General features: G+C 40.5%; 17 protein-coding genes. 12 read left to right on the top strand and 5 right to left on the bottom strand.

The window, feature by feature from the left end:
* Nucleotides 1–3 precede the first annotated feature (3 nt).
* Both DI53_RS00185 and DI53_RS00180 read left to right on the top strand, forming a co-directional pair.
* A complete protein-coding gene (locus DI53_RS00185; RefSeq protein WP_037494086.1) occupies nucleotides 4–1,023 on the top strand; it encodes an SDR family NAD(P)-dependent oxidoreductase in 1,020 nt (339 codons plus the stop codon).
* 760 nt (nucleotides 1,024–1,783) lie between these two features.
* On the top strand, nucleotides 1,784–2,698 hold the full coding sequence (locus tag DI53_RS00180) for a LytR/AlgR family response regulator transcription factor (RefSeq protein WP_037494085.1): 915 nt from the start codon (nucleotides 1,784–1,786) through the stop codon (nucleotides 2,696–2,698).
* Nucleotides 2,699–2,915: 217 nt separating this feature from the next.
* Here the strand turns inward: DI53_RS00180 and DI53_RS00175 are convergent, their stop codons facing one another.
* Both DI53_RS00175 and DI53_RS00170 read right to left on the bottom strand, forming a co-directional pair.
* A complete protein-coding gene (locus tag DI53_RS00175) occupies nucleotides 2,916–3,815 on the bottom strand; it encodes a PepSY-like domain-containing protein (RefSeq protein ID WP_131555125.1) in 900 nt (299 codons plus the stop codon).
* A gap of 138 nt (nucleotides 3,816–3,953) precedes the next feature.
* Complete coding sequence (locus DI53_RS00170; protein ID WP_037494084.1) at nucleotides 3,954–4,793, bottom strand: SDR family oxidoreductase; 840 nt, start codon at nucleotides 4,791–4,793, stop codon at nucleotides 3,954–3,956.
* 239 nt (nucleotides 4,794–5,032) lie between these two features.
* Between DI53_RS00170 and DI53_RS00165 the strand changes: the two genes are divergently transcribed.
* The 4 genes from DI53_RS00165 (at nucleotide 5,033) to DI53_RS00150 (ending at nucleotide 9,364) form a co-directional block, all read left to right on the top strand.
* Nucleotides 5,033–6,046, top strand: a complete 1,014-nt coding sequence (locus DI53_RS00165; RefSeq protein ID WP_037494083.1) for a TolB family protein — start codon at nucleotides 5,033–5,035, stop codon at nucleotides 6,044–6,046.
* A gap of 19 nt (nucleotides 6,047–6,065) precedes the next feature.
* Nucleotides 6,066–6,677 carry a hypothetical protein gene (locus DI53_RS00160; RefSeq protein ID WP_037494082.1) on the top strand — a complete coding sequence of 204 codons (612 nt, stop codon included), beginning with the start codon at nucleotides 6,066–6,068 and terminating at the stop codon, nucleotides 6,675–6,677.
* A 160-nt stretch (nucleotides 6,678–6,837) separates the two neighbouring features.
* Nucleotides 6,838–8,751, top strand: coding sequence for a tetratricopeptide repeat-containing sensor histidine kinase (locus tag DI53_RS00155; RefSeq protein WP_169741982.1), 1,914 nt, complete (start codon nucleotides 6,838–6,840; stop codon nucleotides 8,749–8,751).
* Nucleotides 8,744–9,364 carry a response regulator transcription factor gene (locus DI53_RS00150; protein ID WP_037494079.1) on the top strand — a complete coding sequence of 207 codons (621 nt, stop codon included), beginning with the start codon at nucleotides 8,744–8,746 and terminating at the stop codon, nucleotides 9,362–9,364. Before DI53_RS00155 ends, DI53_RS00150 begins: the two co-directional genes overlap by 8 nt.
* A 61-nt stretch (nucleotides 9,365–9,425) precedes the next feature.
* Here the strand turns inward: DI53_RS00150 and DI53_RS00145 are convergent, their stop codons facing one another.
* From DI53_RS00145 to DI53_RS00135, 3 genes are all read right to left on the bottom strand, one after another.
* Entirely contained in the window at nucleotides 9,426–10,715 is a 1,290-nt protein-coding gene (locus DI53_RS00145) for a sensor histidine kinase (RefSeq protein ID WP_157836736.1), read from the bottom strand.
* A 343-nt stretch (nucleotides 10,716–11,058) separates the two neighbouring features.
* The gene (locus DI53_RS19450) at nucleotides 11,059–12,480 is read right to left on the bottom strand and encodes a LuxR C-terminal-related transcriptional regulator (protein ID WP_052071891.1); all 1,422 of its coding nucleotides are present in this window, start codon (nucleotides 12,478–12,480) and stop codon (nucleotides 11,059–11,061) included.
* A gap of 192 nt (nucleotides 12,481–12,672) precedes the next feature.
* On the bottom strand, nucleotides 12,673–13,632 hold the full coding sequence (locus tag DI53_RS00135) for a lipid A deacylase LpxR family protein (protein ID WP_037494077.1): 960 nt from the start codon (nucleotides 13,630–13,632) through the stop codon (nucleotides 12,673–12,675).
* A 318-nt stretch (nucleotides 13,633–13,950) separates the two neighbouring features.
* Here DI53_RS00135 and DI53_RS00130 point away from each other — a divergent pair, with 318 nt between their 5' ends.
* The 6 genes from DI53_RS00130 (at nucleotide 13,951) to DI53_RS00105 (ending at nucleotide 18,127) form a co-directional block, all read left to right on the top strand.
* Nucleotides 13,951–14,166 (top strand): hypothetical protein, encoded by a 216-nt coding sequence (locus DI53_RS00130; protein WP_131555123.1) that lies wholly within the window; start codon nucleotides 13,951–13,953, stop codon nucleotides 14,164–14,166.
* Nucleotides 14,167–14,758: 592 nt separating this feature from the next.
* Nucleotides 14,759–15,106 (top strand): hypothetical protein, encoded by a 348-nt coding sequence (locus tag DI53_RS00125; RefSeq protein WP_037494075.1) that lies wholly within the window; start codon nucleotides 14,759–14,761, stop codon nucleotides 15,104–15,106.
* A 134-nt stretch (nucleotides 15,107–15,240) separates the two neighbouring features.
* Nucleotides 15,241–16,068, top strand: a complete 828-nt coding sequence (locus tag DI53_RS00120; protein WP_037494074.1) for an ABC transporter ATP-binding protein — start codon at nucleotides 15,241–15,243, stop codon at nucleotides 16,066–16,068.
* 8 nt (nucleotides 16,069–16,076) lie between these two features.
* Nucleotides 16,077–16,892 carry a hypothetical protein gene (locus DI53_RS00115; protein ID WP_131555121.1) on the top strand — a complete coding sequence of 272 codons (816 nt, stop codon included), beginning with the start codon at nucleotides 16,077–16,079 and terminating at the stop codon, nucleotides 16,890–16,892.
* Nucleotides 16,893–17,264, top strand: coding sequence for a GntR family transcriptional regulator (locus tag DI53_RS00110; protein WP_037494072.1), 372 nt, complete (start codon nucleotides 16,893–16,895; stop codon nucleotides 17,262–17,264). It abuts the gene before it with no gap.
* 5 nt (nucleotides 17,265–17,269) lie between these two features.
* Entirely contained in the window at nucleotides 17,270–18,127 is an 858-nt protein-coding gene (locus DI53_RS00105) for a hypothetical protein (protein ID WP_037494071.1), read from the top strand.
* Nucleotides 18,128–18,168 lie beyond the last annotated feature (41 nt).

The following is an 18,168-nucleotide window of genomic DNA, read 5'->3' as shown; positions in this document are numbered from 1 at the left end:
AAGATGAAAACGAATATATTATCGAACACACTAAAAATTGCACTTTTCGCTGTTGGCGCACGTATAGTGATGGATAAAGTAATACGTCAAGGTAAGAAACAAAACCTTTATGGTAAGGTCGTCCTGATAACGGGTGGGTCTCGCGGCCTTGGTCTTGCTCTGGCGCAAGAACTTGTAAAAAAGGGTGCTATACTCGCCCTATGTGCGCGTAATGAAGAAAATCTAGCGCAGGCATCTGCAAGCTTGCAGGCCGCTGGCGGCACAGTTTTTACCTGTGTCGCAGATGTCAGTCAGGCCGAGGATGTAGAAAATATGATAGCAAGCGTGATTGCAGAATACGGTCGTATTGATGTTTTAATAAATAATGCAGGCGCAATGATAGTAGGACCGGAAGAAACCATGGATATCGCCGATTACAAGCAAATTATGGATACTAATTGTTGGTCCAGCCTATTCACTACGAAAGCTATCCTTCCACACTTTAGAAATCGCAAGGTGGGGCACATTGTCAACATTGCTTCCATAGGAGGTAAATTGTCGGTGCCACACATGCTACCTTACAGTGTGAGTAAATTCGCACTTGTGGGGCTATCCCAAGGTTTTTCAGCAGAACTGGCTAAGGAAAATGTTCGAGTTACTACGGTAGTGCCGAGTCTCATGCGTACAGGAAGTCCCCGCAATATCGACGTCAAAGGTAATCACCAATCAGAGTATGCATGGTTTAAGATAGCCGATTCGCTACCGCTATTATCGCAGCATGCTGCCTTTGCAGCGAAGACTATCGTTGAGGGGATTGAGGAGCGGAAGAGAAACATCACATTAGGTTTAAATGCAAAAGTAGCTATTGCCTTACAAGCTTTGCTGCCCGAGACCACCGCCATAATTACAGAAAAAATAGGAGCGTTTTTGCCATCAGGTACGGACAAGACCACCAAGAAAGGGTACCAAAGCGAATCTTGGTTAACGAAAACAGTCACTGGATTTTTAGCAGATAGATCGGCTAAAAAGTTTAATCAATTTTAATTTCGGAATTGTTGCGACGCAGACTTTAATGGCGTATGCTTTTTTACCATACGCCCGTCCGACAATCTATCTACTTGTTTGCTGTGTTTTTTAGAAGTATAGACTTTGGCTTCAAGTCGTCGGCCATTTCTATTGGTCTACTGGAAGCAATCCGCGACCTGTTAAGCAAAGTTTAAGTTTTCGTAAGAGAGAGATAGAGTTCAGCTTTTTACAGTCGAAAATCGACAGCTAAACTTCACGCTTTTGGATTAAAAGGTATTAGACATTTCTTAAAAATAGTTCCATCGGCATCCTATTTTTTTTGTGTCGTTCGAGAAGGAAGCTTACGGTCGTCGATAAAGCATATGCTTAATATGCAAAAAAGATGTAGGTAGCTGAATTTTCAACTTTTTAATATGCATTATTTTAACATACTAAAATCGAACTGTGCAGTTCATGCTGTCTTTCTGGAAAGCGATCCACTACCGAGATTCAACGCGTTGGTTTTTCGTCTACGAAAGACAAATCCATAAGGCACGACCTGAATTATAAAGTTTAATTGGTTAGTTAACAGGGGGTTGTTTCTACGTTAGACTACTCGCCAAAAGTATCGCCATTCTATTTGCGTAAAGTGGACGGCACAATTGTTCACCGTCGTTCCGCACGCGTTTCATCTAAAATTATCAAGAAAAAGGCTGCTGCATTTTTATTAACTATAGCGATTTTTTATTTTAGCATAAGTTAGTCCTTTACTAACTTTTGTTATTTAAAACTCGCCATTATGTATTTGAAAGATTTAACTTATTCTTTTCGAGATAGTGTCAAATTATCTTATTGTCCGTTACTTTTTCAAGGCCTGTTAAGCTTCCTTCTTGCCTGTTACACTTACCCTGTATTGGCAGAAAGTTTACGTAATAGCGGTAGGGATCTCGGAGGCGTTCCCCTGTTGCTGACTTCATATTTCCTAATTACAACGCTTTGGGTAAGCGTTCAGAAGATAGTCCTTTCTTTCGATAGAAAGCTACCTTGGCCTTTAAATTTCACTTCCAGATTAACCATTCAAACATTACTTATAGTTGCATTACCGAGTGTACTCATCACGGGGCTTTTATCTCTCATACTGTTTCTATATAGCGGAGATGCTTCGTTAGTACAGCGGTTTGCATTTATGCTTCAACCCGTGATTTTCAGTTTTCTTCTTGTGATCAACTTAATTTATACCGTTTGGTTTTTTGTAGATTTCTGCTTTTTTGCATGCAATATGGGGGATATGTTGTCCAGAGCGTGTGAATCGGCGGAGAAGAAACTGTCCGACCTTTCACAGGCGAACCTGCCGACGAATTATTTAAAATCTTTGGATGTGCGTGTAGGCTTCCGTAAGGAAGTCATATTAGTAGAAAGTATTGGCCTTTTTGAGGCCTCAGCTGAGGGGCGTAGTTGTATGCTGAAGGATGGGGGATTTACCTATGAATTTGATTACGCACTTGACACGTTGGCTGAAAGCCTCGACCCAGATCTATTCTTTAAGGCAAGCCGTCGGTATTTGATAAATCGGCATATTATAATTGGGTATCAACCGGCAAGGCACGGTCGTATCCGTGTCCAGCTAAAACGGTCTGTAAAAAGCGTAAAAGAAATTATCATTAGCCGTGATTTCGCAAAAGAGTTTAGAAATTGGTATAATACCGATAGCTAATGCTGCTTAAATGTGATGTTTAAACTGATTTTTAGTCCAATTATAACTATTACGGTGGGGAGGGGAAGATGAAGCTGTTTTTCTGTTGTGTACTGTGCTCGAGTTCACTTTGCTTTCCATCAGCACCCTTCCTCCCGTAATTATTTTTAAAGTTTACAAAAGACGGCCGCCAGATTCTGACAGCCGCCTGCAAAATATGAATTGTATAGCCTAAAGATTAATCCTCTACACGAATAAAATTACCATTCGCATCGAATTCTAATTCTAGATCATTTCCACTTGTCGTATGTTGTATTTCAATAGTGAAGCTACCGTTACGCTTCTTTTCGATCTCTTTTACAACGTAGGCGGGAAAAGATTGAACAATATACTGGGCAATATTAGCAGGAATTAGTGCCGCTGGAATAATTACATTGCGTTTGCTTTCAATTTCTACCCAATCTCCAGCTTCGTTAAATTGAATTTTTATTCCGTTGTCTAAATAAACTTCGAAGGAGATCTCATTATCATCTTTTTCTCTTTTAATTGTAATTGCAGTCGCACCGTTAAAAGAAGTAGTAAGGAAATTACGTGCATTCGCTGGTAATTGCTCCAATGGAATACGCACTTCGTCATCATCATCATTGCCATCCAAATCGACACCTATAAATCTTTGCTCACGGTCGAATACCAAATCCACGCTATTATTGAGCTCCACGGTGAAACCAAATTGCTCACGTTCTATCTCGATTATATGATTATTGGCATAGTTAGCCACTACATATGCTTGAATCGCGGGAACTTGACCTTCCAGAAAACTGCTTGGAATGGGTAAATTTCTCTCGCTCTCAATCTCGGTCCATAAGCCATCTTTGTCAAAATCTATCTCGAAGCCATTGCTTAATAAAGCCTTGTAGATAGAACCATAGATATTCGCGCTGCTTGATCTTCTTGCCGATGTAACATTCGCATCCGTAAAATAAGTGCTCAATGTGGTGCGTGATGCCTGCGGAAGCGCAGATACCTCAATTGTCTCTCCGTCGGGTTGAACATCGTCATTATCGTTACTACAGCTGAGAAAGCCGATAGTCACTAAAACAGCGAAAAGAGCGGTGGAGATTTTTTTGTACATTTTCATTTCTAATACTTTTTTGTTTTTGATAGTCGTCACCTTACAACTTCCAGGCCAAAATACGTTATTTGTTTTCTTCACGCTATGTAAGTGTATCGTCGGCGGAAATATGTAGTAGATCAATGACGTCGAAATGAAAACGTACTAGTCGTTGTCAAAATCAGTTGATAATGTTATCGTTCTGTATTTTTCTACTTCTTCCTCTTGTATGCGTTGCTGTTCAATAAATAGTTGGTAGGCATCTGGTCCCAAGATTAATCGTTGTGGTGGCAAGTCCATGTGAGCAATAGCGTCTAACACTTCGACAAGTTTTTCTGGATCGCCGGGTTGTTCGCCGCTAGCTTCAGACCAAGCCTGCTGCGTCTGGTCCATTAGGTATTCAGGAACGCGGGTACTTACATAGCGTATGGAAGCGTCGTCCATAAAGCTTGTGCGAAACTCTCCAGGTGCAACAAGCGTTACCTTCACGTCGAAATCCGCCAGTTCTTTCATTAAGCTTTCCGTAAGACCCACAACCGCGAATTTCGATGCGCTATAGCTGCTGGCTAAAGCAATGCCTGAATATCCTGCAATAGACGAAATATTAATAATATGGCCTGCGCGTCTGGATCGAAAATGTGGAATCACATAGCGAAGTACATTGACGGTCGCAAAAAGGTTGACATCTACGGTCGCACGAAATTCCTCATCACTCATCTCCTCTACACTACCGATTAGCGCATAGCCCGCATTGTTCACCACAACATCCAATTTTTCAAATCTATCGATAGCATAGTCTACCGCCTCTTTGACAGCAAGATCCGAAGTTAAGTCCACCTGGAGGGGTAGAAAATTGTCGGTATCATTTGCTACTTGAGAACGAAGAACTTCAATGCTCCTGCTGGTTGCAATAACTCGGTCACCATTTAATAATAAACGCTTTGTCAACGCTAAACCGAAGCCCCGAGATGCGCCGGTTATAAACCATGTTTTCTGCTCTTTCACTGTTTATATCTTCTAAATACGTAAAATTATGTCAGTGATCAAATCTACGTTTTATAGACGGATCCATGACCTTCTATTTTTTTGTTGCTCATTACTAAACGCTAGATTGTTAAATGTTCTCCTGTCATTGATTTAATTTTCTATTCGATAGCGTTATAAATTACTGGTTTTCGTGGATTGTCTACGAGGTATTGGTTGGATAACTTTGTTATAATCAACTTCATTATAATTTCGGAACGATGAAAATAGACACCATACAAACAATTGATAAAGATACTCGGCCTTATTTGTACCGGCTAAATCTTATGTTGCTTAGTTCCTTGCTGTTCTTAATAGCGTGCTCCAAAAGCGATGGCCCAGACGACCCAGGTAATAATAAATACCCAGAGTATTTGAGCGGTACAATTTATTATGACTGGGCCACGGAAGGAATCATTAAAATGAGCTTGCCAGATGGCACTGGCGGCGCTTTTATCCCGGATAATACCAAATTAAATAACTTCGACATATCACGGGATGGCAAATTGCGACTTTCGGTTATAAATGCGAGCTCACTAGGGCAGTACGATATCCGTTTCACAATAAGCAACATGGATGATAGCGGTATCGTTGAGGAGTTCATTTATAACAGTCCGTCAACCAATACCTTTTGCAAAGGTTTTCTATCGCCTGATAACAATTTCATTGTAGTCACTTCAAATGATGCAGAGGATGGTATAACGATATTAAAGCGCAACGGCGAGTTTGTAACGCGGATAATGGGAATTAATGGGGAAGAGTTCGATTTCAATGAAACGCGACTTTGGCTACCTAACAATAGTCTATTGCTCACCCACGGCAAGCTGATTCTTCGGTTGGATCCGCCGTATACCAATGGGACATTGGTCAGGCAGATGGATTATGATGATTGGGGTGATTTACAGGTGAATATGCAGGGCAGCATGCTTGTTGTGCGGATAGGGAACCACCTTCATACGATGAACATGGACGGGACAAATCTAACGCAGCTGACCACAAGTAATTTCAAAGAGGCCGAACCTGCTTTTTCCCCAGATGGCAGGCATTTATTGATCGGTACCGAATATAGGCAAACAGGACCTTTTGGATATATCTGGCAACTGAAAATTATTCCCAGCACAGGTGGGCCATATAACGTAGATCCGATAGAGCAAAACTCGCCGGAAGCGATTCCTGTTATATGGAAGGATAAAGATAAAATAGAGGCGGCCGGGGGGCAAATGCTATGGCGATAACACCTATATATTAGAACATATGAAAAATAATTTTTTAACACTATGTATTGCAACGGCATTGCTATTGCTGACAGGCTGTTCCAAAGATGGAGATGGACCAAGTGATAATGATGATTTTGTATCCCTATACGGATCAAAACCTTTTAAAGGGGAAGCCAAAGGGCAGCGACTACTCAACGGCCAGGTAAATTATAACTGGGAAGGGGAGGCACGAATTGCATTGATGGAGCCTACGGCGGATTCTGTTTCGCTGCTGTTTTTGGCTGATTTTGGGGATGAGGGAGAAATAAACTTTAAAATTCGAGGCGCGTACAACGACGGAAATTTTCGAGCAGGCGAAAGCGATCCAAATTCTATGTTTGCTATTAACGGTAATACTTTGACAGGAACAATAGTTAACTCATCGCAATCGATGAATTTTAATGGAAGCTTCGAGCGAGAAAAGGCATCAGTCGCTATGCGCGTAGAGTTTTTAGAGGAAATAGGGGCTTTCCCCAAAAATGCCATCCTAAATCTGACGTTTGAAACATCACGCGACATGACGACTGATAACGGAGAAGGATGTGAAATGCGTCTGGTCCCTATTTGGAGCCCGTCGGGCGTGACTATGGGAATGGTCCCGGATTGCTAGTTCAAGGTTTAATACGTATATTCAACGCATACACCCGATAGAAACGATGCGCCACACCCGAAACTTATGCTTAATTCTGCAATTACTTTTTTTTGCTAATTCCCTTTTTGCGCAGTCAGAGAGAAGCATACAGGTCTACGGTGACAGTTTGTACCAGGTTTTGTCCAAAATTACAGATCCCGAACAAAAAGCAGAAGCGTTGCTTGATCTTAGTTTCTTTTGGAGCGATTACGACACGGTAAAGGCCTTCTACTATATTGATGAGGCGCACGACCTTTTGGGAACCAAAGCAAAAGACAGGTATTATCAAGGGATATTTTCATTCTATCGCGCGTCTGTGCTCTTTGAGCCGGCGCCAGAGAGAGCCAAAAGCGCGTATCTGGAAGTAGACAATATACTAAAGGCATTGCCTGACAATAAGCGTGCTTTGCGGTATCGAATACGTGCACTTGGAAGTTATGGAGCGCTTTTGCAACGCGATGGCCATGCTGAAGAATATGTGGAGGTGCTCCTGAATAAAGTTATTCCGATGGCGAAGGATATACGCGATTCCGTGTTGCTCGGTGTCAACCTTCAAAATGTTGCTATGGCTTTGATGAACATGCAGCGTTATGATAAAGCTAATCAATACTACGGTGAAGCATTACAATTGTTGCAAAGAAAAGCAAATAGCGAGGAGGAACGATTGACTTTGTTTGTAAATGCTGCGCGAAATCGGCTCTATCAACAAGATATGGAAAACGCACGTAAATTTCTAGATAGTGCGGAAACAGTATCAAAAGCGATTCCGTTGTCAAGCTATATGCCTACTTATCATGTCGTGGAAGGAAGTTATTGGGAGCGTAAAAACGAGATTGGTAACGCGCTCGCACATTTCGATAAAGCATTGCTGAGGGCGAAGCAGATGAATAGTCAGGATATTATTCCGAACATTTTGTACGGTCAGTATGAAGCGTTGAAGCGAATGGGCAGATATAAAGAAGCGAAGGCGGCACTGATTCAAGTATTGCCCTATGTGGAAGGAAAGTCACTGTTGCGCAATAAGCAAACATTGTACTACCATATTGCAAACCTGAATACGCTGACTGGAAATTTTAAAGAAGCTGCTCAGTGGTATGAAAAATTCAAGTTGGTCTCAGATAGTGTTTTTGCACACGCAGGCGAAGACAAGATTCTCACATTGGAACAAAAATATAAAACGGCGGAAAGGGAAAACGAGTTGTTGCTCGCAAAGAGTAAATTTCAAGAACAGCAATTATCTTTAAAGCGTACCCAAAGTTGGCTGGTAATAATGGTATTTGCCAGTGCTTTATTGGCGCTATTAAGTGTTTTATGGTACAATACCTCACGTAATAGAAAACGCTTAGCCGCACAGCAAGAGCTGTTGTTGCATCAAGAACTGAAGAACCTGCAACAGCGAGAAAAAATTAGCGTATTCAACGCTATGGTACAAGGACAAGAAAAGGAGCGGAGCCGTATCGCGCGCGATCTTCACGATGGATTGGGAGGGATGTTAGCTAGTGTCAAATTACAACTTTCAGCAGTAGCAGATGACCAGCAGGCTGAACAGCGAAAGGAAGAAACCAATATGGAACTGTATAATATTATCAATCAGCTCGATCAATCAGTTAACGAACTGCGTCGAGTCGCAAGGAATATGATGCCTGAATCCTTACTTTATATGGGGTTGGAGGCTGCACTGGGTGATCTTTGCAATGCTATGCGTCACAAGGGGCTAGATATAGAATTTGAAGCGAGAGATTTACGAAATGATTATGATCAGTCGTTCTTGATATCCGTTTATAGAATAGTACAGGAATTACTTACCAATGCCGTCAAACACAGTGATGCAAGTAAGGTTTGGGTGCAGTGCAATGAAAATGATGGACATTTCTATTTATCCGTAGAAGACAACGGGAAGGGCTTCACCTTTAATAAGAATCCAGAAAGGGCTAGTGGTATCGGCTTATCAAATATACTAAATAGGGTAGAATTGCTTAATGGACAACTGGAAGTCGATTCTGTAATAGGAAGAGGAGCTTCGTTTCACATAGATATTAATTTAAATGGATAAAATTATTTCTGTCATCATTGTCGACGACCATCCATTGGTGCTCAATGGCCTGCAATTTATACTGCGCAATACAAAGACCATAGATTTGAAAGGTTGCTTTATATCTGCGACTGATGCACTTGCGTTTTTGGAGATAGAAAAGGTGAGTGTCGTGCTCATGGATATCAATATGCCTGAGATGAATGGTATTGATGCGACATTGGAGATTAAGAAAAAATATCCGCAGACCCATGTAGTCGCTATCAGCAATCTGAACGAAGCCAGTGTAGCTGATAGGATGCTTCAAAGTGGGGCTTCGGGATATCTTCTCAAAAATATTGCTGCAAATGAACTTATCCAAGCAATAAAAGATGTTGATAACGATCAGAAGATCGTCAGTAAAGAGATGCAGGCGGCGATGGAACATCGAAAAACGGAGATACCCGTCGTGACACCAAGAGAAAAAGAGGTGTTAGCACATTTAGCCGAAGGTAAAACCACACCTGAGATTGCAGATCTGCTATTCATTAGCAAGCTTACTGTGGAGACACATCGTCGGAATTTACTGCAAAAGTTCAATGTAAGCAATGCCGCATCGCTTATTCACAAAGCCGCTGAGATGAAGTTTATTTGAATTGGATGAACACGGAAGTAGGAAAGACCGAGGGTAAAATAGCGAGGAGTCTATAATCTGGCTAAACGGAGGGGAACTTCAGCGAAATCGTTGTTCCACTGTTCTCAACACTTGAAACCTTAATCTCTCCACGGTTAATTTCTATCAAGTTGTTTACCAAGACTAGTCCTACTCCCGTGCCCCGTTCGCCCGAGGTGCCGTAAGATGGTAATTGCAAATTGTTAAATAGCTTCTTTACTTTTTTCTTGGACATCCCCACGCCCCAGTCTTCTATGGAAATCTCTACAGCTGCATCCATTTTTTTTGCGGAAATCTTAACTTTGCCGTGTTTATGGCTAAATTTAAGGGCATTATTTAATATGTTCCTGAGAATAATATGCATCTGTTCTGGATCGGCGAAGATCAACATACCGAAAGGAACATCAATGACGGTCTGTATTCGCTTGGCTTTACGCTGAGCTTCCATTCCTTTGAGCACTTCTATTAATAGGGTATGTATACTAAAACTGGTCGGCCGACTAACCAGCCCTTGAAGGTTCTGACTACTCCAATGCAACAGATTATCCACATTTTCCGTCATCATATGTAGTTGCGCCGCTACCTGCGAGAAAGCCTGTTTTTTAAACTCCTCGCTCGTTTCATCGTTTATGATATGCTGCAACATTTGTGTGGTAGCAATTAGTGGCGAACGGATATCGTGTGCAACGATCGCAAATAGTTGCTCTTTATCTCGATTAAGATCTTGCAGGTGAAGTTGTTGTTTCTTTATCTCATCCTGGTAGGTTTGTTGAATGTATTTAAAATGTCGAACCGTAAAGAAGACAAAAAACACAGCCAAAGGAAGATTGTAAGATAACCGTCCTTGCGTAAGCGAAACCATGCTATTAAGATCATGAGATAGCGTCCTCGGCAGTATTACGGCAAGCACCAAAGAAATGCAAATAAACACCTGCATCCATTTGTTCTGAAATATGAGTATCCCCCCGATCACTACACAAAAAACGAAATATTCAGCAATATTGTAGGATAAAAGGCTTAATGTGCTTAGAAATAAGATCGTCACACCTAGTAAATAGAATCTAGCTACAATAAATTTCTTATGATAGTGAAAATAAAATACCAATAGCACCGATAGACTAAAAATCAAATCGACGATTGCTAGATCAATAATGCCAAGGAGAAGATTAAATACGCTATAAAATAAAGCACAAATAAACGACCACATTGAAATTAGGTTCACCATTCTGATGCGCCGATCCTGTAGATACGACATATCCGGGGTCACCCCAAAAGAATCAACCTTAAGCCAGAAGTTTCGTAAAATTGTCCAGCACCGTTGAAATATTTCCATGTATGAGCATTGATTTTTTTCAGTTTTAAATAAGGCATTTTTGCGGTGCCCATCGAATTTTAAACCCATCAATTTAAAATTTGAGCAAGTTTGTATAGGCAAATATAGCTTTTTATCCTTTAATACGCTATAATTTAAGCTTTATCGATAGTTTGATGCGCTATATTAGAGGTTTTGGTTTCGTTAGCTGCTAAATTTCTGTAAAGACAGTTACCTTGCGCTAAGCGTATCATCACTCCAATGTTAGTATATTGTCTTTTTAGGGGTAACGATATTTACAGGATACCCTACGGTTTGATTGCGTTATTTCAGTATCTTCATGAAAGTCAATACTATTGCTAACTTACTCCCGAAGTGTCTGCACTTGATTTCTGTTTTTCACGTCCAGCTTGACATACAGGTTACTGATATGGTATTTTGCAGTACTAACGGATATAAACAATTTGTCTGCAATTTCCTTGTTTGTTAGCCCTTCCCATATACATCCAAGGACCTCCGTTTCGCGTTCCGTTAGATCGTGTAATCGTTTTAAACGCTCGCTCACTGCATGTTTCTGTACATCGTTCGGCTGCGGTTCGTGAATGGCGCTTATTGTGGGGCTTAAAACGGCATCTGGTGGGGGAGTTTCTTGGTCAATAAAGCGTAAGTATTGATCGAGTTCTTGGCGATTTTTTTCATTTTCATCTTGCAGTGCCCGCACCTTGTAAATAATTGCAAAGCTTACGCTTATAATCTCCAAAGCACTTATCAATCGAAACGTCCCCAAATCAAAAAATGAAAAAGTATGGGAGTCAATATGTGTGTACAAAACATATAGGATTCCAGTGATAATCACCAAGCCAAAAGCCAGTACCAAAAAACGTGCATACACATCTTTTCGAAATCGCATAGCCGCAAGAAAAATGCAAGATCCAGCGAGCAAAAAACACAACACATATACCAACGCATAAAAAAGTAGGTTATCTGTTATGGTGAATAATAGCGCGGACAGCAATAGCATCATGGATCCGTATAGATACCATGTTCTATAGCGTCGGAAAAATGCCTGTAAATCTAGAAAGTACATCGTGAATGGTAGCGCGATTAGTGCCGTGATGGAATTGTTCCATACCATCAGGTAGTCCAACGTCCATTTTCCATTCGAGAAAAAGTAGAACATACCATCTTCGTAGAAAAATGTTATGAATATGGTTAACAACAATAAGCAGTATGTTATAAATCGACGATCTTTAAATATCAGGTAGAAAACAAAATTAAATACAATAGACATCAACGCAAGCCCATAATACAGCCCGATGCGGAAAAAACGCATAGACTCAGAACTAATGAATGCTCCTCGTTCTTCCAGCTGTACTTCTGCAACCTTAAGCGCACGATCTGGAAAATGCAAAAGATAAATGGAGTCGATACTATGTATATGGAAGCGCGGGAATCTACTGGGGGTATGTGCTGGAGAGCCAATATCGACGGTCGATTGCTTGCGTAAGTCTCCATTCTCGTGCAAGAAAAGCTCATAGTCGTGAAGGTTTGCCGATGGTATTTGGAGTATTAAAGATTTGTTTCTAAGGTCCTTTGGAATAATTCCTTTCACCCAAACGCCACCTGTTTCGGTCTCTAACGAATGAAGTTCCGCATTATTATAAAGTTCTTCAGATGGGGATTGGCCAGTCGGCTGTAAGGCGTATTGCGCGGCGTTTGCAGTGCGCGAAGCTGCGCAACATAAAAACCAAATGATAGCACAGGTCAAAAAATATCGTGATTGCATAGGTGGTGGTTGTGCTTTTAGTATAAGACGCCTAAAATAAGATATTTCGATAACTATATGTGGCGAATCGTAAAAAAAGAATAGATGTCAGATAATAATACCAGGGAAGTCGTAGCAAGTTATCAATACGAAAACTCATATTGACGAAAAAATTCATATCAAAACCACCCGTTCTATTGGACTGCGCATCATTTAAAACCGGTAGTAGGCCGATATACTGCCGTATTGATGATGCCTTGCCGGACTATAAATTTCTCTCGACTTAAACATGAGCGCGTAATCAAGCGTAAATCGATCGTTTGAATAGTTAAGGCCTATCTTTTGTTCGAAAACAAGTGGGCGCACATCAAACGTTACGGGACTGCCGCTGGAAAACAAACCACCTTGAATAGTCGCATCATAAGCGACATAATTCAGTTGGGGCTTGGCATATACATAGAGCTCTTTCTTTAAGGCTTTACGCATTGTTTGGTTTCGGCCTATCCTCGCATTATGGTAGGCAGATTGGCTGAATGGATTTATATTTCCTGTCCTAAAAAGCAATCCAAGGCCCATACCTGTAAATGTTGTCCCAAGATTCAACTGACTTTCTAGAGAAATATCAAAGACATTTTGCTTTCGGAAAAACAGCGCAGTGTAGTTTAGCTTCACATCTATCGCAACGGCATTATCTATTTGATATTCCCATCCGCTCGTTTCGTAAAGGCCTACAGTCTGATGGAGTAGGTTTTGCGTTTCTTGGCCCATTGCATGCGGGCCGATAGTGCCCAGGCTTAGACCTGCTTTTAAAACCTGCTCATTCCTGAAAAAAAGATTTACTTGTCCGTTTGCAAATAAATATCCAGCAAATGGTCTGTCTTGCAAATAAGGTTCAGGTACAAAGGCAGATAATGGTGTATACATTTGCTGCCCGATCCCAACTTCGTAAATAATCTTATTAAATTCTTTACCTAGAAATTTGCTTTGCTCCGCCGCCTGTCGGTAAAAAATGAACAGACCATTTGTGTAGTAGCGATCTTGGCCGTACCACAAATAAGCATCGTTATCAGTCTGTATGCCTATCTCGCGACTGTATTCCTGGGATTTTAAAACACAAGTGTGAATCATTAGAAATACAACAATCAGCAAACTTTCTTTTAATCTCAGTTTCATTCCAATTGCCGTACTACTTTAAAATGAATCGATTACCCATGTTCATACCTGCTAGCATAAAGTGTATTTAAAAAAACGTGATAATCTACGCATTATTCCTGGGCTTTCCTGATCCATTTTCATATTATTTTCTTGCAATGAAAAGCGATCCCCTTTGCAAAACATGATGCAACACGGAATCCATCAAACCGAATTCACGGTTTTCCGCCATAGGAAATTAATTTTTTACAAATTATTTTTGTGATGTTCCAAAAGGTTGAGAACTTTAAGAAAGGATATTGCTATCGGAGATCCCAAATAATACAAAACAGCATGCCAATGATAAAAAGACTTCTATGTGCATACCTAGCCGTGCTAAGCTTATCAGGGTGCAATAAATCGCAAGACTCCGTTGCTTATAACAATTCGATCATCTCAATTATCAATGATAGTGAAAAGCACGTAACTGAAATGAACGGGGCATTGAACATCGCTGATGATGTGAAAGCAGAGGCGGTCAGTAGTTGTGGGAAAAGTCGATCAATCGGGATATAGCGAAGGTTGAAGAGAATGATAAGAAATAAAAGGCTGATGTCGGATTAGCTGTACAAACGCTAACGCAATTTTCGTAATTATTTAAAGCGATGAATCGTGTGCCATCGCGAGACGCTATGGGCTGGATATTAGCACTAAGCATAATGAGCAGAAGGCAAAAAGCTCGGTAGAAAAATTTTTAAATAAATTTGCATATATAAAAAATAGTTCCGAAATTGGAATTTCATAATTCAGGCCGCTATGAGCATGGCGGCAAGTTATAATTGGTTTTGAAAGGTTTCCATTCGCCCGGATGGAAACCTTTCTCTTTTTACAATTCGTCGCCCGAAATTCTACAATAGTCGATGAAATGGAATTTCCTAAAGTATATTATTTGCTATAAGCAGTCCTAAAACATCCGAATACTACGACCTACCTATTGCCGGAGTTGCAATGCATGATTAATTCCATCATACATCGAAAACGAGCGATTCGTTAAAGATTGTTAATTTGTAACATACCTGATACAAAAATGAAACTATTTCACGTAGCTAGACGTTTAACCAATAAGAAGACACTACGTAAATAAAATGTTTAATTAAAAAATTAGGATATGAAAAAGTTGATTTTAACAGGTTTAAGTTTGATGTTCGCACTAACACTTACATTTGCCCAAGAGGGGAATCCTGAAGACAAAGCAAAAGCAAAGGTAGAAAAGATTGCTGAAAAGGTAATGTTAACACCAGAACAGAAGACGGCGGTATATGATATCGTTCTGGAACATACGAAAGCTAAATGGGCGCTTAAATCAGATACCACTATCGCCAAGGATGTCGCCGAGCAACAAGCAACAACTTTAATGGCAAACGCCGATGCCAAAATTATCGAACAATTGACTGATCAGCAAAAGCCCCTTTACGGAAAATACATCGAAGAACGTGATGCGAAGAAGAAAGACTAGCATCTACTAAGATGTAACAGCATAAACATGTTCAATAAGATCTTGCTACAGCCCGTAGCAAGATTTTTTTTATCATATTTTGTCAAATATAAAAACTCTCCTATATTAGTGTGTTATTTAAATAGTACACTAGTATGATAACTATCCAAAACCTTAACTTCAGTTATAGTAAAAGTCGGCCTCTCTTTAGAGAGATGGATCTGCAATTGAAACAGGGACATATCTATGGCCTATTGGGAAAAAATGCCGCCGGAAAATCTACGCTATTGAAAAATATCGCAGGTCTTGTTTATCCTCACCAAGGCAAGATTACCGTTTTCGGACACGATCCACAGAATCGCGAACCTTCTTTGCTACGCGAGATCAGTTTCATACCGGAAGAATTTTATCTCCCTTCCATACGTTCTGATAAGTTTGTTCGTGCAAATGCCCCTTTTTACCCGAAATTTGACCAAGCGTATTTCGAAGAGCTGATTAGAGAATTTGAAATTCCGCTCAATCAAAAGCTCGCCGATATGAGTTATGGGCAGAAAAAAAAGTATCTGATATCTTTCGGATTAGCTACGAATACAAGACTTATTATTATGGACGAACCGACCAATGGACTGGATATTCCGTCGAAGGCGCAATTCAGAAAAATTATGGCCGCCACACTAACCGACGATCGTTGTGTCTTAATCTCTACGCACCAGGTCCGCGACCTCGATAATCTGATCGACGCTGTTATCCTCCTAGACGAATATCGCGTAGCATTAAACGCATCCGTAGAGGATATCACTACGCAGTTTTGCTTTAAGAAAGTAAAAGAGCTGTCTGATTCCGTGCTATACGCAGAGAGCGCGCTCGGCGGGTTCAATACCATACAGCGTAACCAAGCAGCTGAAGATTCGAGATTAGATCTCGAATTACTTTTTAACGCTGTAACACAACGCAAAGAAGAAATTACTGACCTTTTAAAATAAACCTAAATATGTCTGATTTATTCGATATCCGCAGATTAATGTCCTTAATTAATAGACAATGGATAAGTTTTGGTAAAGTTTATATCATGTCGATAGGGATAGCCGCCGGTGTTATAGCAGCCTTTTACGGCTATGCTGTAAAGGAGTTCTTTTACAATTTCTCGGCTGAGCCGGGTTTTATGAAGCATTTATTGTCTTTTAGGCCCGTACTTTTTATTTTTCTCGGTTTACTTTTTGTAACCATCATCGCTGGGACATACTTTTCTGACTTGGGACAAAAGCCGAAAGCGATATTTGAAATATTGATTCCCGCGTCTCGTTTGGAAAAATTTATAACAGCGCTATTTTTTAGTTTATTTATAACCATGATTTCCTATGTGCTGATCTATATGGTTATTGATTTCGGATTCGTTATCTATCTCAGAAAAGCAGTAGCGTCCATATCGCTCAGCGATAACGACGTTGCTAATGCGGCTATCAACAGTAAAGTTCCCTTTTTGTCTATGAAAGACTTTCCAGCAAGGCTCCCCTTTTTCTATTTTCTGCCATTCCTTTTGAGCGCAATATTCCTGCTCGGTTCGATAGCTTTTCAAAATTTCCAATATATAAAAACGGCGATTTCGCTTATTATATTTATAGCGGTATGGACCATAACCTTGGTATACCTCATGAATGCGCTGACACGAAATACGATGTCTGTATCAGATCGCGGCTTGTGGAATGAGGAATTGAACATTTTTCGTTTGATTTTGGGGATAGGCGTGTTCCTAACGCTTGTCTTTTGGATCATCGGATTCTTGCGTTTAAAAGAGAAGGAGGTATAAATGGAGTTTAATGATAATAAAGCAATTTACATACAAATAGCTGAGCATATCTGTGAACATATTATGTTAGGTACATGGAAAGCGGAAGAGAAATTACCATCTGTGAGGGAACTTGCAGTACAATTGGAGGTCAATCCAAACACGGTCATGCGCACCTATGATCTCTTGCAACAGAAAAACATTATAGCAAATAAAAGGGGCGTTGGATTGTTCGTGACAAAGGAATCTTTACAACACGTACAAACCTACCGGAAAAGTATTTTTCTTGAAGAAGAGCTGCCTCAGCTATTTCGAAACATCTACCTTCTTGATATCAGTTTAGAGGAATTAAAAACGCGATACCAAGGTTTTATTGATGAAAATTTTAAATAATTATTATGAAAACAAGTTCAAAACTATTGATCATATTGGCGATAGCCATCTTCGTTCTACCCTTGTCTATTCTCTCCTATACGGTTAGCCGGGGTAGGGTAGGGCTCGACGAATATTCCAATACATTCCACGAAGAAGCGACCCAAAGTGATAAGGAAGATCGGTATTTGAAGACTACCGCATTACCCGCTTTCCAAAAAGTGAAGGTACTCGGGCACGCACCTAAGCCCGGGAATATCAACATAGTTTTTGTAAAAAGCGATAAATACGCCATTAAAATCGATAAAAACAGCGCTTCACATTTTTCAGCTACTGTCAACGAAAACCGAGAATTAGTAATAACTGGGGAGGAGCCTTATTTCTATCACAATACTGTTTACATTTTCGCACCGAGCGCGCAAGAATTGACGTTGAAAAATGTGGGTGCGAAAATAGAAGCAAATACAGAACACCTAGCTATACTGGGAGACAGCATCACCGAATTGCGCTTTGCTCCTGAATCGTCCATCGGCGAACTGATTGTCGAGCTGAAGAATTCAACGGTTTCTATGAGTAATCCTCAGCGAGATGTAGCGTCGCCCGACGCTCAAGCGGGAAATGCTAAGCTTGATGTCTTCAACTCCAATGTACGTATCGAACATCCAAATTTCGACAACATGCAAATCAAGGCTGAGCGTTCAAAAATAATATTTGATAAGGGCTCATCTGGCAATTTGATAAATTCCCTTTATTTGCACACCCTTGGACAAAATTCCATTACGTTAGACAGTGTGGGCGTGGGAAGCATTAAGGGGGCGCTTTCCGAAGAAACAACAATTGATCTGCCTATTCAGCAGTTACGCAAGCTCATCAACAATCAATAGTGAAACATTTTTCCCGGCCGAAGGAAGTAGACATTCGGCCG

Source organism: Sphingobacterium deserti, from assembly GCF_000757725.1.
Classification (GTDB): domain Bacteria; phylum Bacteroidota; class Bacteroidia; order Sphingobacteriales; family Sphingobacteriaceae; genus Sphingobacterium; species Sphingobacterium deserti.
This window is presented reverse-complemented; position numbering and strand designations above follow the sequence as displayed.